Here is a 15,135-nt window from a genome sequence, read left to right as displayed (position 1 = left end):
CAGTGTAAACTGCTCGCCGATGACATCAAGAATAATTCTTATTTTTATTCTTTATCGCCTGCCAGCCGAAAGGTGAGGTTGTAACGGCAGGCGCCGGTGTCCGCATGGTCGCCCTCTTTCAGCGGCTGAATACCGTGATAAAACAGCCGCGACTCGCCGCCCCAGACCACCACGTCCCCGTGCTCCAGCAGCACTCTGCGCAGCGGATCGCTGCGCTGCAGGCCGCCAAACTGGAACACCGCCGGCAGACCCAGCGATACGGAAACGATCGGCGCACGCAGATCGCGCTCATCCTTATCCTGATGCAGCGAGAGCTTCGCCCCGGGCTGATAGCGGTTGATCAAGCAGGCGTCGGGCACAAAGCCCGCGTAGCCGCAGGCAAGCGCCGCCTGCGCGGCCAGCTCGGAGAATATCGGCGGCATCGGCGGCCAGTCCCGCCCCGTTAGCGGATCGCCGGGAGCATACAGATAGCCGTGCATATTGGTCGTCCAGCCCAGCGGCCCGCAGTTAGTCATCGCCACCGACATGGTGTAGCCGCCGGGCGTGACCATCTGGCGAAACGGCGAAACGTCGGCAACGCCCAGCAGCGCCTGCAGCAGAGCCGGGGCGTTCTGGCGGGCGAAGCGCCGCAGAATGACGGCCCCGGGTGCCAGCGGTTCCTGCCAGGGGGGCGTATCGGCAAAAAGATCGAGCATTACGACTCCTCGGTTTGTGCTTCCCGGGCCAGCAGCTGAGCTTTGCGGGCGGTTCCCCAGCGATAGCCGGACAGCGCCCCGCCTTCGCGTACCACCCGGTGGCACGGAATGACGATAGCCAGCCGGTTGGCCGCGCAGGCCCCCGCTACCGCCCGGACGGCGGACGGCTGGCCGATACTTTCGGCAACCTGGCGGTAGCTGCGCGTTTCGCCCGCCGGGATCTGGCGCAGGGCCTGCCAGACCCTCTGCTGAAAGGCGGTGCCGCGAATATCCAACGGCAGATCTATGGTCTGGCGGCTATCGTCGATGTGGGCAAAAATCTGCGCCACCCGCGCGGAAAAATGCGCGTCGCCGGGTAGAAGCCGGGCGCGGGGAAACAGGCGGCGCAGCTCGTCCAGCGGCGCGTCGCCCTCTCCGGGCAATACGGCGCACACTCCGCGCTCGCTTTGCGCCACCAGGCAGCGGCCAATCGCGCAGTCGCCGAGCGTGTAGACGATATCGGTTTCATCGCCGCCGCGGCGAAACTGGCTGGCGGTCATGCCAAGCACGGCGTCGGCCTGACGATAGTAGCTGCTGCCGTCGGGAAAGCCTGCGGCCAGCACCGCCGGGGTCACTTTTTCCCCTTGCGCCAGGGCGTCCCGTAAACGCCGCGCGCGCCACGCCTGCTGCCAGGCCTTCGGCGTCATGCCGGTGACGGATTTAAATAAACGGTGGAAGTGGTACGGGCTGACCGCCAGCTCATGGGCCAGCGCCTCAAGGGTGATGGGCGCTTCCTGCTCAAGCAGGCGGCAGGCTCTGGCAACTTTCTCGGCCTTCTGCCGCTGCGGATCGCTTTTGTCCGGCTGACAGCGCTTGCAGGGGCGAAATCCGTCGGCGATGGCGGCCGCCACATCAGGGTAAAAACGGACGTTTTCCCGCAGCGCCCGCCGCGAGCGGCAGGAGGGACGGCAGCAAACGCCGGTGGTCAGCACGGCAAACACAAACTGACCGTCGGCGCGGGCATCACGATCGCATACCGCCTGCCAGCGGCGGTCATCGGTATCAGCAATAATCGGTTTCATCATCGGCTCCTGCTTTAAGTGTATAGCCAGTCTGATTCATCGCCCGCCGAATAAAACCCGAAATCTTGCTGTTTAATTCTTTTCGCCAACCAGGAAGGTACGGAACTGCGGCGACATCCAGGTTTTAAAACCCTCCCCCTCTTTGACGATCATATAGACGGCCAGCCCCTGCTCTCTCACCACCTCCTGCGCCTTTTGCGGGCCGAGGACCATCAGCCCGGTATCCCAGCCGTCTGCTTCCAGCGCCGTCGGCGCAATCACCGTCACCGAGACCAGCTTATGATCGATCGGCCTGCCGGTTTGCGGATCGATCACGTGCGAGATCCGTTTGCCATCCAGCTCGTAATAGTTGCGGTAGCTGCCGGAGGTGCTGATTCCGTGGCCGTTAATATCGACGATGGCCTGGACGGCGTTTTCACGATCGGTCGGCTTTTGGATCGCCACCCGCCACGGCTGCCCGTCGGCGTTCATCCCTCGGCTAACCAGCGCGCCGCCGACGGAAACCAGATAGCGAGAAATGCCCTCCTGCTCCATCAGACGCGCCAGATGATCGGCGGCATAGCCCTCACCCACTGTCGAAAGATCGACATACAGATCCGCAATATCCTTCCGTAAATACTGGCGATCCGCGCGGTTAATCACCGTCAGATGCTGCAGCCCCGTCCGCGCTTTTGCCGCCGCGATCTGCTGAGGATCCGGCGTTTTTACCGGCTGCTTATCCGGGCCAAAGCCCCAGAGATTGACCAAAGGCCCGACGGTAACATCCATCGCGCCGTGCGTTTTCGCGCCAATGCGCAGGGACATGGTGACGATATCGGCCATCGCTTCGCTAACCGGCCACGGCTCTGTGGAGGTGGCGTGGTTAAATTGCATCAATGCTGAATCGTTTTTCCAGGTGGAAAGCAGGCGATCGTCGGCGTCCAGCTGGGACTCTATTTTCTGCCGCAGCGCCTGGGCTTTCGCTTGATCAACGTTAATGACGCTGACCCGCCAGAATGTGCCCATCGTTTTGCCATCCAGCACGGTCGCGGCACTTTTTTGAGCTGCAGGTGAGGTGGCTGAATCACAGCCGGAAAGGAGTACGCAAACGCCGAGCAGCGCGGCGCGGAAAAAAGTGATATCCATAAAATCGGTTCCTCTTGCTAAGGCAGCAAGAGTACACCAGCCACCTTAAACGAGGCATAAAAAAAGGCGCCAGAGGCGCCTTTTTCGTGACTTCAGCGTGCTTAGAACTGGTAAACCAGACCCAGAGCGACGATATCGTCGGTAGAGATACCGGCACGACGGGTGAAATCGTTGTCGTCCAGCAGGTTGATTTTGTAATCAACGTAGGTGGACATGTTTTTGTTGAAGTAGTAGGTCGCGCCCACGTCAACATATTTCAGGATATCCTGGTCGCCGAAACCTTCGATGTCCTTACCTTTAGACTGCAGGTAAGCCACGGACGGACGCAGACCGAAGTCGAACTGGTACTGTGCAACCACTTCGAAGTTCTGCGCTTTGTTTGCATAGCCGCTAACGGAATCAACATCACCATTGCCGCTAAAACGAGTCGCGTTGTAGGTCTGGGTGTACTGAGTTGCCAGGTAGATGTTGTTCGCGTCGTATTTCAGACCGCCGGTGTAGGTTTCAGCATATTTGCCGTCGCCACGCAGGCCCGCAGCATTCTGATCGTCGGTACGTTTAGAGTGACCGTACGCGAAACCAGCGCTGATGCCGTCCCAGATATCATAAGTTACGGAAGTACCGAAACCATCACCGTTCTGTTTCAGAGCGCCACGACCGTTGTTGGTCGCGCCTTCGCCGCTGACGCTGCCGTTTTTACCCTGATACTGCAGAGCAAAGTTCAGGCCGTCAACCAGACCGAAGAAGTCAGAGTTACGGTAGGTTGCAACGCCGTTAGCACGGGACTGCAGGAAGTTGTCAGAACCGTAGGTGTCGCCGCCGAATTCCGGCAGAACGTCGGTCCAGGAAGTTACGTCGTAAACAACGCCGTAGTTACGACCGTAGTCGAAAGAGCCCGCGTCGCCGAATTTCAGACCGGCGAATGCCAGACGAGTCCATGCCTGATCGCTGGAGCTTTCAGTGTTGTTCGCCTGAACGTTGTATTCCCACTGGCCGTAACCGGTCAGCTGGTCGTTGATCTGGGTTTCGCCTTTCACGCCAAGACGCATGTAGGTCTGGTCGCCGTCAGCGCTCTTGTCGTCAGAGAAATAGTGCAGACCGTCGATTTTGCCGTACAGGTCTAATTTGTTGCCATCTTTGTTATAAATTTCAGCCGCATTTGCTGCGCCTGCTACCAGCAGAGCCGGTACCAGGAGGGACAGTACTTTAACTTTCATGTTATTAACCCTCTGTTTGTTATATGCCTTTTATTATGCCACTGCTTACTGATTACCCTTCTAATCAGTCGGCTATATTCATTGTGCTGTAAAATGCAGAATAATCCAACAAGAATATGATACGAAAACTTCTAAGGTGTTTCAAAATGCGCACAAGATGTTTCAGTTTGTAAATTCAAGGGAACTTTTCGCAACGATGAGAAATCGTAAAATAAGCACCAATAATCAAGAAAATATTTTTTTCCAATTATCATCAGATAGTTACACAACACGCCAGGTATAGCACTGAATGACAAAACAAAATGGTCACCTGCGACTAGAATAACTCCCGCTATCATCATTAACTTTATTTATTACCGTCATTCAGTTCTGAATGTCTGTTTACCCCTATTTCGACCGGATGCTTCGCATCCGGTTTTTTTTACCCTTCTTTACATAACTTTAATTATACCCGTGCTAGCCGCGATAAAAATAACGGTTATTAATCAAACACTCCGCGCATCAGGAAGTCCTTATCCGGGTAATTTCTTGTTATTTCGTGCTATTTCCTGCAGGCAATCGGCAAATAACTGTACAGAATCAATCCCGCTGTACATTTTTATTGTCAATGCTCCTTTAAGATAAATCCCAAAGCAAAAAAGCGCCGAAGGCCATTCTGTAGTATGGATTTGATAAATTAGCCTTTATACTGCTTAGCGAATTCACTCTGCTACCAGCTACCTTGGTGCAACATCCTGCTTACAAACATTGATGAGTCGCACTGCTACACGATGACCCAGAAAAAATTCACCCTGATGCCTGGCAGCATCACCCGTTTCTTCATTTTAATGGTCATCGTCCTGCTGGCGACGATGAGCGTGACGCTGCAAAGCGCGGTCAACGCCTGGTTAAAAGAAAAAAGCTATCAGGTTGTCGACGTGAGCCATGCGCTGCACAAGCGCATCGATGCCTGGCGCTATGCCACCTGGCAAATTTACGACAATATTGCCGCCACCTCTTCCAGCGCCGCCGGCGAGGGTTTACAGGAAACGCGGTTAAAGCAGGATGTCTATTATCTGGAAAAGCCGCGGCGTAAGACCGAGGCGCTGATTTTTGGCTCTCATGACAGCTCAACGCTGGAAATGACGCAAAAAATTTCCAACTATCTCGATATTCTGTGGGGCGCAGAGACCATTCCCTGGTCGATGTACTACCTCAACGGGCTGGATAACAGCCTGATTCTGGTCTCGACTCTGCCGCTGAAAGACCTTTCTTCCAGCTTTAAAGAGTCGACGATTAGCAACGTGGTGGAGTCCCGCCGCGCGGAAATGCTGCTGCAGGCTAACACGCTCGACGAAAGAGAAACCTTCTCGTCGCTGCGCCAGCTTTCATGGCAAAACGGCCACTACTTCACCCTGCGGACCACCTTCAACCAGCCGGGTCATCTGGCCACCGTGGTCGCTTTCGACCTGCCGATTAACGATTTGATCCCGCCGGGCATGACCCTGGACAGCTTCCGGCTTGAGCCTGACCCGTCACAGAACGCGACCGGCAATCCGGATAAAGAAGAGTCTGATAACGTCAGCATCAACTTCAACGGCACGCGGATTGAAATCATCACCGCCATTAATACCACCGGGATGCGCCTGATCTGGGTGGTGCCATTCAGCACCCTGATGATTGAGTCGCTGCAGAACGTGCTGCTGCCGCTCCTGCTGATTATCGGCCTGCTGGCGCTGACCCTGTTTGGCTTCACGACCTTTCGCCACTACAGCGGCCGCAGCCGTCAGACCGGGACGAGCGTCTCCTCTGCCGCCAGCGGCGAGCATCGTACGCTGCGGGCAGTAAATGAAGAGATTGTCTCGCTGCTGCCGCTGGGGCTGCTGGTTCACGATTTAGAAGCTAACCGCACGATTATCAGCAACCCCATCGCCGATCATCTGCTGCCGCACCTCAACCTGCAAAATATTACCAACATGGCGGATCAGCATCAGGGCGTGATTCAGGCTACGGTGAACAACGAACTGTATGAGATTCGCCAGTACCGCAGCCAGGTCGCGCCGCGCACGCAGATCTTCATCATCCGCGATCAGGATCGGGAAGTACTGGTGAGTAAAAAGCTCAAGCAGGCCCAGCGCCTGTACGAGAAAAACCAGCAGGGCCGCACCGCGTTTATGCAGCATATTGGCGCCGCGCTGAAGCAGCCCGCCCGCAGCCTGGCGGAAGAAGCGGCCGCGCTCGGCATTGCCGAAAGCCGCAGGCTGGCGCAGCACGCGGATGAGCTGGTGCAGCTGGTTGACGAAATTCAGCTGGCAAACCTGCTGGAAAGCGATAGCTGGAAGAGCACGCCGGATCGGTTCTCGATTCAGGAGCTGATCGATGAAGTGGTGCCGGAAGTGCTGCCCGTGATTAAGCGCAAAGGCCTGCAGCTGCTGATTAACAACGCCCTGGCGGCGAATGAGCAACGCTACGGCGACCGCGACGCGCTGCGCCGCACGCTGCTGCTGCTCATTCAGTACTCGGTCACCACCACGCAGATCGGTAAAATCACCCTCGAGGTGAGCAAGGACGACTCTGCGGACGATCGTCTGACCTTCCGCATTATCGATACCGGCAACGGCGTTTCGGCAAACGAAATCGATAATATGCACTTCCCGTTCCTTAACGATACCCAGGCCGATCTGTACGGTAAGGCCAATGCGCTCACCTTCTGGCTCTGCGATCGCCTGACGCGCAAGCTCGGAGGCCAGATGAATATCAAAGCACGCGAATCTCTGGGCACCCGCTACTCCCTGCACCTCAAAATGCCGGCCAGTGAAGAAGAGAGCGACTCCGGCGAACATCTGCTGGATGACGTGGTGGTATTGCTTGATATTACGGCTAATGAGGTCCGAAAGATTGTCGTGCGTCAGCTTGAAAGCTGGGGAGCGAGCTGCATCACGCCGGATGAGAGGCTGACAAGTCAAGAATACGATCTCTTTTTAACGGATAATCCGTCTAATCTTACTGCTTCTGGCTTGCTTTTAAGCGATGATGAGGTCGGAATACGAAAAATAGGTCCAGGCCAACTGTGCGTCAATTTCAATATCAGCACGGCCATGCAGGAAGCGATTCTGCAACTGATTGAACAGCAGCTGGCGGAAGAAAACGTGCAACCTTCTCCTCCGGGAAGCGGGAGCAACGCCGAACTGCACGCCAGCGGCTATTATGCGCTGTTTGCCGATACGGTTCCGGATGATGTTAAGAGACTGTATACTGAGCTGGCAACAAGCGATTTAGCTGCGCTGGCCCAGACTGCGCATCGCCTCAAAGGGGCGTTTGCTATGCTTAACCTGATACCCGGCAAACAGTTATGTGAAACGCTTGAGCATCTGATTCGTGAAAAAGATGCGCAAAGCATAGAAAAATACATCAGCGACATTGACGTTTACGTCAAGAGCTTGCTGTAGCAAGGTAGCCTAATACATGAATACTATGAACGTAATTATTGCCGATGACCATCCGATCGTACTGTTCGGTATTCGTAAGTCACTCGAGCAAATTGAGTGGGTTAACGTTGTCGGCGAGTTTGAAGACTCCACAGCACTTATCAATAATCTGCCGAAATTAGACGCCCATGTTCTGATTACCGACCTGTCCATGCCAGGCGACAAATACGGCGACGGGATCACGCTGATCAAGTACATCAAGCGCCATTTCCCGGATCTGTCGATCATTGTTCTGACCATGAACAATAACCCGGCGATCCTCAGCGCGGTGCTGGATCTGGATATCGAAGGGATCGTGCTGAAACAGGGCGCGCCGACCGATCTGCCGAAGGCGCTGGCGGCGCTGCAGAAAGGCAAAAAATTTACGCCGGAAAGCGTTTCACGTCTGCTGGAAAAAATCAGCGCCAGCGGCTATGGCGATAAGCGCCTGTCGCCGAAAGAGAGCGAAGTGCTCCGCCTGTTTGCCGAAGGTTTCCTGGTGACCGAGATTGCCAGAAAGCTCAATCGCAGCATCAAAACCATCAGTAGCCAGAAAAAATCGGCCATGATGAAGCTCGGCGTAGAAAACGACATTGCCCTGCTGAACTACCTCTCTTCCGTTTCACTGAGCGCAACCGACAAAGAGTAACGCTCACCTTCCCGGATACGGCGCGACCATCATGCGCCGTATCCGGAGCAACGACCCGCCATAGCAGCCCGCCCCCAGAGATCTCCGCCCTATTGCCTGCTCTTACGCACCCGTGCGGCGTACAGCGTCAAAGTTTGCTTGATAATATCCAGCGTCACCGGTTTAGAAAGACAGCTGTCCATACCCGACTCAAGGCAGCGCTGCTTCTCTTCCGCCAGCGCGTTGGCGGTCACCCCGATAACCGGCAGCGTCATTCCCAGCTCGCGAATACGCTGCGTCAGGCGATAGCCGTCCATATTCGGCATGTTGACGTCGCTCAGCACGATATCAATATGCTGCTTGCTCAGGACACCCAGCGCATCAACCCCGTCGTTCGCCGTCACGCACTGATAGCCCAGCGATCCGAGCTGGTCGGCCAGCAGGCGGCGGTTGATCGGATGATCGTCCACCACCAGAATCATCATGTCATCGTGATTGGCCGTCTGCGTTTCCGGCGCCGAGAGCGCCGGGCCGTGTTCGGCGCTGGCCACATCAACGTGCAGGATACGCCCCAGCAGAGGCAGCAGCTCATGCGGCGTCGTGACGCTATGCAGCCACTCTCCCGGCGCGCGCTCCTGCGGAATGCCGATATGCCGACGGCAGAAAATAACGACCGCGGCCCCTGACCAGCCGGTACAGGACTCATCATCGGTGAGCAAAATATCCTCCGCTCCCGGCGCCTCGACGGCATAGCTTTTCACCTTAACCCCATGGTGATTCAGCAGCGAGGTGATAAACATCGTCAGGGCGGTGTTGTGAATGGAGAGCCAGCAGCATTTTTCCACCAGGCCATCGGCAAGCAGCGGCGCACCGTTTTGCACGCCGTACAGCGGAATGCGGATGGTAAAACGGCTGCCCATCCCGGGCTCGGTTTCCACGGCAATATCGCCGTCCATCATGCTGATGAGCTTCTCGCAAATCGCCAGTCCGAGGCCTGTTCCCTGGAAGTTGCGCTGAACGCCGGTGCCGACCTGGAAGAACGGGTCAAACAGGCGCACCACCTCTTTGGCCGGGATCCCTTCCCCGGTATCGCGCACGCTGATTTGCAGATAGTCGCCGGCGCACTGAACGTGCAGGACGATGCAGCCGGTATCGGTAAATTTGATGGCGTTGCTCAACAGGTTAGAAATGACCTGCTGCAGGCGCATCGGATCGCCGGACATCAGCTGCGGAACGTCGGGCTCAATAAAGCAGTACAGCCCGAGCTGCTTGCGCACCACCAGCGGCAGATAGTTCGCCGAGATGTGGTTCATCACCTCGCGCGGCGAGAACTCGCTCGGCTCGATTTTCAGCTGCTCGGACTCAATTTTCGAGAAATCCAGAATATCGCTGATGATCTTCAGCAGCAGGCTGGACGAGTTGTTCATCGCCGTGACCAGACGATCGACGCCCTTCGGCAGCTCCTTGGTTTGCAGCAGATCGAGGTTGCCGATAATTCCGTACAGCGGGGTGCGCAGCTCGTGGCTCACCGTCGCAAGGAACATCGATTTCGACTGGCTGGCCTGCTCTGCGGCCTGCGCCATCTCCTGCAGCGACTCTTCCATTTTGACGCGGGCGCTGACGTCAACCAGCACGCAGATGGCCACGTTTTCGTTACGGTAGCGCGAGTGAACGAAGCTGATTTGCAGATTGGTATTATTGCTGGTCAGCACATCGACAAAATTGACCTGCTGGCCGCAAATAATCTGCGTCAGCCTCTGCCGGTCCTCATGGGTCAGCATATTGAGGTAGTTATGCGCCAGTTCGTTACTCAGAATATTGGTGCCGTCGAGGGTGCGCAGAATACAGATCCCCACCGGTGCCGAGGCGACAATCTTACGGTTAAACTGCTCGTGCTCCTCGAGGCGCTGGGCGTCATTTTCCGCCGGGATAAAGATCCGCCGCTCGTACATTCGCGCGAGGGCGAAAAGCATCACCCCGGTCAGAATATTGAGCACTATTGCATTGAGGATCAGCATCCGGATGCGCTCGAGGACCTGGTCTACCGATACCGAATAGACGATGCTCAGGGAGGATGGCGGCAGGCTCTTCTTCATGGCCAGCTCGCGGAAGCCGGAAGTGTAGCCGAACCAGATCCGTTCCTGCATCCAGCGGGCCTCGCCCTTGATTTTAGCGTCCGGCCCGGCGAGGGAGATAAGCGGCTGGCCGTTGTCGTCAAGGATCGTGACGTTCATCGGCAGGCTGCCCGGCGTGAAGAAGCTCTCCATGCGAATCGTTTGCTCGACGCCGAGCATCGCCTGCAGGCGGTTGGCCATATACACCGGCGTCAGCGCGTAGAAGTAGCCGACGCCGGGACGCACGCCCTGGCTAATCCAGAACAGATTGCTGCCGCGTTCGCTTTGCGGGGCGTCGCGATACTGCTCAATACGCTGGTGCAGCACCTTCAGCGCCTGGTCTCGTTCGAGCGGCATCTCGCGCAGGCCAAAGTTCGCCATGCACAGGTTATCGCTGCCAATTAAAAAGATACGGTTGAGATCGTAAGCCGCGGAGAAATTGTCGCGCCAGTAGCGCATAAACCATGCCAGAGACTGCAGCGAATTGCGCCAGGTACCGCTCATTGCCCCGCAATCTGAATCCGGATAGAGCGGTTCGAAGTCCGGAACCGCGATGTCGCCATTTTGCGCCGGCGGCGCGTTGCCTTCACGGCCGCCGCCCGGCCGATTGCCGGCAACATACTTCAGCTCTTTAATGACGTCCGCCGTGCGCTGGATATAGCGCTGCGCCTGATCGGCGTTGAGGTTAAACTCCTGGCGGATCTCCGACTCCCGGTCATGCAGCGCGTTAACAATGTAAAACACCGAGACGAAAGCAATCAGCATCCACAGCAGGACCGCCAGCGCCCGGAACAGGTAGCGTGAAACTTTTAGCGTGGTATGAAAAGAAGCAAGATATTTCAATGTGGCGATGCTCGGCCGTCAGGGACTCAACAGAATGGGGTTAAGGTAGCGGTAAACACGTTTTGCCGCAACGTTATACTCTCTGGATCACCCGCGCCGGGCAAATAAAAAGGGCCGGGATATTCCCGGCCCTTTTCGCAACATTACCGCAGATTATTCATCATCTTCGGCGATGTCATCATCAGCTTCAGCGTCGGTTTCCGGCGCGATATCGTCATCGCCTTCCGCCACGCTGCCGTCGATGGCATCCAGCTCTTCGTCATCAACCGGTTCAGCAACGCGCTGCAGGCCGACCACGTTTTCATCTTCCGCAGTACGGATAAGGATCACGCCCTGAGTGTTACGACCCACGATGCTCACTTCCGATACGCGAGTACGCACCAGGGTGCCCGCATCGGTGATCATCATGATCTGATCGCAATCGTCCACCTGTACCGCCCCCACCACGGAGCCGTTACGCTCGGTCACTTTGATCGAGATAACGCCCTGAGTGGCGCGGGACTTGGTCGGATACTCATCCGCAGCAGTACGCTTGCCGTAGCCGTTCTGGGTCACGGTGAGGATCGCACCTTCGCCGCGCGGAATGATCAGGGAGACAACTTTATCTTCACCCGCCAGCTTGATACCGCGTACGCCGGTCGCGGTACGGCCCATGGCACGTACTGCGCTCTCTTTAAAGCGCACTACTTTACCGGCAGCAGAGAACAGCATCGCTTCGTCTTCGCCGTTCGTCAGATCAACGCCGATCAGCTCGTCGCCTTCGTTCAGATTCACGGCGATAATGCCGGCTGAACGCGGACGGCTAAATTCGGTCAGCGCCGTTTTCTTAACGGTACCGCTCGCGGTCGCCATAAAGACGTTCACGCCCTCTTCGTACTCGCGTACCGGCAGGATGGCGGTGATACGTTCATTGGCTTCCAGCGGCAGCAGGTTGACGATTGGACGTCCACGCGCGCCGCGGCTGGCTTCCGGCAGCTGATAAACCTTCATCCAGTAGAGACGACCGCGGCTGGAGAACAGCAGGATCGTATCGTGGGTGTTGGCCACCAGCAGGCGGTCGATAAAGTCTTCTTCTTTAATACGTGCGGCCGATTTACCTTTACCACCGCGACGCTGCGCCTCGTAGTCGGTCAGCGGCTGATACTTCACATAGCCCTGGTGAGACAGGGTGACCACCACATCTTCCTGGTTGATCAGATCTTCGATGTTGATATCAGCGGTGTTGGCGGTGATTTCGGTGCGACGCTGGTCGCCGAACTGTTCGCGCATCGCTTCCAGTTCTTCACGAATCACTTCCATCAGACGGTCGGCGCTGCCGAGGATATGCAGCAGTTCAGCAATCTGTTCGAGCAGCTCTTTGTATTCGTCGAGCAGTTTTTCATGCTCAAGGCCGGTCAGCTTCTGCAGACGCAGATCCAGAATCGCCTGGGCCTGCTGTTCGGTCAGATAGTATTGACCGTCACGCACGCCGAACTCTGGCTCCAGCCACTCCGGACGCGCGGCATCATCACCGGCGCGTTCCAGCATCGCCGACACGTTGCCCAGATCCCACGCTCTGGCAACCAGCCCGGCTTTCGCTTCCGCAGGCGTTGGCGCACGGCGGATAAGCTCGATGATCGGGTCGATGTTTGCCAGCGCAATCGCCAGGGCTTCAAGGATGTGCGCACGGTCGCGGGCTTTACGCAGCTCGAAAATAGTACGACGGGTGACCACTTCACGGCGGTGACGCACGAACGCGGAAAGAATATCTTTCAGGTTCATGATCTTCGGCTGGCCGTGGTGCAGCGCAACCATGTTGATGCCGAAAGAGGTCTGCAGCTGAGTCAGCGAGTAGAGGTTGTTAAGAACCACTTCACCCACCGCATCACGCTTGATCTCAATCACGATGCGCATGCCGTCTTTGTCAGACTCATCGCGCAGCGCGCTGATCCCTTCCAGACGCTTCTCTTTCACCAGCTCGGCCATTTTCTCGATCAGGCGAGCCTTGTTCACCTGATAAGGAATTTCATGCACGATGATGGTTTCACGGCCGGTTTTCGCGTCGGTTTCTACCTCAGCGCGGGCGCGAATATAAATTTTGCCACGGCCGGTACGGTAGGCTTCCTCGATGCCGCGACGGCCATTAATGATGGCGGCGGTCGGGAAGTCCGGGCCTGGGATGTGTTCCATCAGGCCTTCGACGGAGATGTCCTCATCGTCGATATAGGCCAGGCAGCCGTTAATCACTTCCGTCAGGTTGTGTGGCGGAATGTTGGTCGCCATCCCGACGGCAATACCGGACGAACCGTTTACCAGCAGGTTGGGGATTTTTGTTGGCATGACGTCAGGGATTCGCTCCGTGCCGTCATAGTTATCAACGAAATCAACCGTCTCTTTTTCGAGGTCGGCCATCAGCTCGTGGGCGATTTTCGACATACGGATTTCCGTATAACGCATCGCTGCGGCGGAGTCGCCATCGACAGAACCGAAGTTACCCTGGCCATCGACCAGCATATAACGCAAGGAGAATGGCTGCGCCATACGGACAATGGTGTCATAAACGGCGGTATCACCGTGAGGGTGATATTTACCGATTACGTCACCAACGACACGGGCGGATTTTTTATAGGCTTTGTTCCAGTCATTGCCCAATACGTTCATGGCGTAAAGTACGCGACGGTGTACCGGTTTTAGTCCATCTCGGACATCCGGCAGCGCACGGCCAACAATGACCGACATCGCATAATCCAGATACGAGCTCTTCAGCTCTTCCTCAATGTTGACCGGTGTAATTTCTCTCGCAAGGTCGCTCATCTAACCGCTATCCCTCTACTGTATCCCGGATTCAAAGGTCGCAAATTATAACACAGCCGCGGTGATACCGGTAAACCTATACCCAATGAATTTCGTACCGCGCCAAGGCGGCAAACGCGGGAGTCCCGATGGGCTCAGATTCGGGTGAGCGCGTGCGGCCAACGAAGAGGCGGTGCGAAAGGCGACGGGTATAGACGGTTTATTCATGGCGGTCTGCTGATATACTCGCAGGTCTGAACTGAAAAGGAGTAAAAGCGCCCATGAATGCCGAAAAACCGTCGGTGGCCCACAACGTTGATCATAATGAAATCGCTAAATTTGAAGCCGTCGCCTCGCGCTGGTGGGATTTAGAGGGCGAGTTCAAACCACTGCATCGCATCAACCCGCTACGGCTGGGCTATATTGCGCAGCGCTCCGGCGGCCTGTTCGGCAAAAAAGTGCTCGACGTCGGCTGCGGCGGCGGCATTCTTGCGGAGAGCATGGCGCGGGAAGGCGCAACGGTGACCGGGCTGGATATGGGCTTTGAACCGCTGCAGGTGGCGAAGCTGCACGCGCTGGAAAGCGGCGTTCAGGTTGAGTATGTCCAGGAGACCGTCGAAGAGCACGCGCTGAAGCATGCGCAGCAGTACGACGTGGTGACCTGCATGGAGATGCTGGAGCACGTTCCCGACCCGCAGTCCGTCGTCCACGCCTGCGCGCGGCTGGTTAAGCCCGGAGGCCAGGTCTTCTTCTCAACCATCAACCGCAACGGCAAAGCGTGGCTGATGGCGGTAGTCGGCGCCGAATACGTACTGAAGATGGTGCCCAAGGGGACCCATGACGCGAAGAAGTTTATCAAGCCGTCCGAGCTGATCGGCTGGGTAGATCAGACAAATCTGAAAGAGCAGCATATTACCGGCCTCCATTTCAATCCGCTAACCAATACCTTCAAGCTGGCTCCGGGGGTAGATGTTAATTATATGTTGCATACAACGGCGAAAAACGCATAACGTCAGCAGTTTTTCATATGATGATTGCGCGGCATCAAGCCGCGTAATTTTTCCTGGCGCTGAAGAAATCAGCACTCGATCAAATTTTCATTTTTATTTTTGAGTTTATTGACATCTTCGCCAGGCCTTATGCGACGTGGGCCCGGCTATTATTACGCTTCCGCAACCTCAATTTAACGTCAAAATCAACTCTTGTACTCAAAAGAATCCTTACTAGAATACTC

Annotated in this window: 9 protein-coding genes; 3 read left to right on the top strand and 6 right to left on the bottom strand. The window is 56.3% G+C overall.

Annotation, left to right across the window (positions count from 1 at the left end; genetic code table 11):
- Positions 1-44: 44 nt before the first annotated feature.
- The 4 genes from alkB to MMW58_RS08995 all read right to left on the bottom strand — a co-directional run bounded on the left by alkB (position 45) and on the right by MMW58_RS08995 (position 4,098).
- A complete protein-coding gene (gene alkB, locus MMW58_RS09010; RefSeq protein ID WP_241723151.1) occupies positions 45-695 on the bottom strand; it encodes a DNA oxidative demethylase AlkB in 651 nt (216 codons plus the stop codon).
- Positions 695-1,756, bottom strand: coding sequence for a bifunctional DNA-binding transcriptional regulator/O6-methylguanine-DNA methyltransferase Ada (gene ada, locus MMW58_RS09005; RefSeq protein ID WP_241723705.1), 1,062 nt, complete (start codon positions 1,754-1,756; stop codon positions 695-697). The genes alkB and ada overlap by 1 nt, the downstream gene beginning before the upstream one ends.
- A 72-nt stretch (positions 1,757-1,828) precedes the next feature.
- On the bottom strand, positions 1,829-2,881 hold the full coding sequence (apbE, locus tag MMW58_RS09000; protein WP_241723150.1) for an FAD:protein FMN transferase ApbE: 1,053 nt from the start codon (positions 2,879-2,881) through the stop codon (positions 1,829-1,831).
- A gap of 101 nt (positions 2,882-2,982) precedes the next feature.
- Entirely contained in the window at positions 2,983-4,098 is a 1,116-nt protein-coding gene (locus tag MMW58_RS08995) for a porin OmpC (RefSeq protein ID WP_133599177.1), read from the bottom strand.
- Between the two features lie 770 nt (positions 4,099-4,868).
- On the opposite strand from MMW58_RS08995, the gene rcsD reads away from it, so the two are divergent.
- Together rcsD and rcsB are read left to right on the top strand one after the other, a co-directional pair.
- Entirely contained in the window at positions 4,869-7,526 is a 2,658-nt protein-coding gene (gene rcsD, locus MMW58_RS08990) for a phosphotransferase RcsD (protein WP_241723149.1), read from the top strand.
- A gap of 16 nt (positions 7,527-7,542) precedes the next feature.
- Complete coding sequence (rcsB, locus tag MMW58_RS08985) at positions 7,543-8,193, top strand: response regulator transcription factor RcsB (protein ID WP_041146527.1); 651 nt, start codon at positions 7,543-7,545, stop codon at positions 8,191-8,193.
- Positions 8,194-8,282: 89 nt separating this feature from the next.
- Here the strand turns inward: rcsB and rcsC are convergent, their stop codons facing one another.
- Positions 8,283-11,129: a two-component system sensor histidine kinase RcsC gene (gene rcsC, locus MMW58_RS08980; RefSeq protein ID WP_241723148.1), complete on the bottom strand. Its 2,847-nt coding sequence runs from the start codon at positions 11,127-11,129 to the stop codon at positions 8,283-8,285.
- A gap of 153 nt (positions 11,130-11,282) precedes the next feature.
- Entirely contained in the window at positions 11,283-13,922 is a 2,640-nt protein-coding gene (gene gyrA / locus MMW58_RS08975) for a DNA topoisomerase (ATP-hydrolyzing) subunit A (RefSeq protein WP_159236739.1), read from the bottom strand.
- A gap of 260 nt (positions 13,923-14,182) precedes the next feature.
- Between gyrA and ubiG the strand changes: the two genes are divergently transcribed.
- Positions 14,183-14,911 carry a bifunctional 2-polyprenyl-6-hydroxyphenol methylase/3-demethylubiquinol 3-O-methyltransferase UbiG gene (gene ubiG / locus MMW58_RS08970; RefSeq protein WP_041146530.1) on the top strand — a complete coding sequence of 243 codons (729 nt, stop codon included), beginning with the start codon at positions 14,183-14,185 and terminating at the stop codon, positions 14,909-14,911.
- The last annotated feature ends 224 nt before the right edge of the window (positions 14,912-15,135 follow it).

The sequence above is a fragment of the Klebsiella sp. HC6 genome, from assembly GCF_022605325.1.
Classification (GTDB): domain Bacteria; phylum Pseudomonadota; class Gammaproteobacteria; order Enterobacterales; family Enterobacteriaceae; genus Klebsiella; species Klebsiella terrigena.
This window is presented reverse-complemented; position numbering and strand designations above follow the sequence as displayed.